This window comes from Methylobacterium sp. E-005, assembly GCF_022829725.1.
Lineage (GTDB): Bacteria > Pseudomonadota > Alphaproteobacteria > Rhizobiales > Beijerinckiaceae > Methylobacterium.
Window position 1 is genome coordinate 1 of sequence record NZ_JAKSYG010000024.1, and the last position, 1,345, is coordinate 1,345.

The following is a 1,345-nucleotide window of genomic DNA, read 5'->3' on the forward strand; positions in this document are numbered from 1 at the left end:
CGATTCTGTTGAAAAACTCGGGTGTTGCAGCGGTTGTGATGAGGTGATTCACTCCTGTCGAGAGACGGAGATCGAAGCAGATGATGGGACCTCGGCAAGTCGAGCAGGGTGCCCTGTTCTACGAGTTCTCGCTCGACACCCACGTTCCCGCCGACCATCTGCTTCGCTCCATCGACCGCTTCGTCGACCTCGCCGGCCTGCGCCAGGAGCTAGCCCCGTTCTACGCTTCGACGGGCCGCCCCTCCGTCGACCCCGAGTTGATGGTCCGCATGCTGATCGTCGGCTACTGCCTCGGCATCCGCTCGGAGCGCCGGCGGTGCGACGAGGTCCACCTCAACCTCACCTACCGCTGGTTCTGCCGGCTCGGACTCGACGGCCGGGTGCCGGATCATTCCACCTTCTCCAAGAACCGCCATGGCCGCTTCCGCGACAGTGACCTGCTGCGTCGCCTGTTCGAGACTGTGCTCGCTCGCTGCATCGCCGAGGGCCTCGTGGGTGGCGAAGGCTTTGCCGTCGATGGCAGCTTGATCAGAGCCGATGCCAATCGGCAGAAGGGGGTCGAAGGCTCTGCCGGCCTGCCATCCGAGAGCGTCAGCCGCGCCGCTCAGGAGTACCTCGCCGTTCTCGACGAGGCCGCCTTCGGGGCCGCAACGCCGGTGCCGCCCAAGTTCATCTCGCCCGCCGATCCAGCCGCGCGCTGGACCGGAGCGCACGGCGGGCAGGCGTTCTTCGCCTACACAGCCAACTATCTGATCGACCTCGACCACGCGATCATCGTCGACGTCGAGGCGACCACGGCCATCCGGCAAGCCGAAGTCACAGCGGCTAAACGCATGATCGCGCGTTCGCGCGAGCGCTTCGACCTCTATCCGGCCCGGCTTGCCGGCGACAGCGGTTACGGTTCGGCCGCGATGCTGGGCTGGCTCGTCTACGAGCAGGGCATCGAGCCGCATATCAGCGTGTTCGACAAGTCGGCCCGCACCGACGGCACCTTCTCGCGCGTCGACTTTACCTACGACCAGCCGGGCGACGTCTATCGCTGCCCGGCGGGGCAAGTGCTGACCACGACCGGGACCCTGGTCAATGATGGGGCGACGCTGCTGTACCGCGCGAGCAAGTTCGACTGCGCGCCATGCCCGCTGAAGGCGCGGTGCTGCCCGAACGAGCCGGTGCGCAAGGTCCTGCGCTCGATCTACGAGGGCGCGCGGGACATGGCCCGCGACATCGCGCGGTCCGAGGAAGGCAAGACCTCACGACGCGAGCGCAAGAAGGTCGAGATGCTGTTTGCCCACCTCATGCGCATCCTGAAGCTGGACCGCCTCCGGCTACGAGGACCAAACGGAGC

General features: G+C 66.3%; 1 protein-coding gene. It reads left to right on the top strand.

The features are described 5' to 3' along the window. Positions 1–80: 80 nt before the first annotated feature. Positions 81–1,345, top strand: a 1,265-nt coding sequence (locus MKK88_RS01470) for a transposase (RefSeq protein WP_243996816.1), incomplete at its 3' end; no start/stop codon positions are given.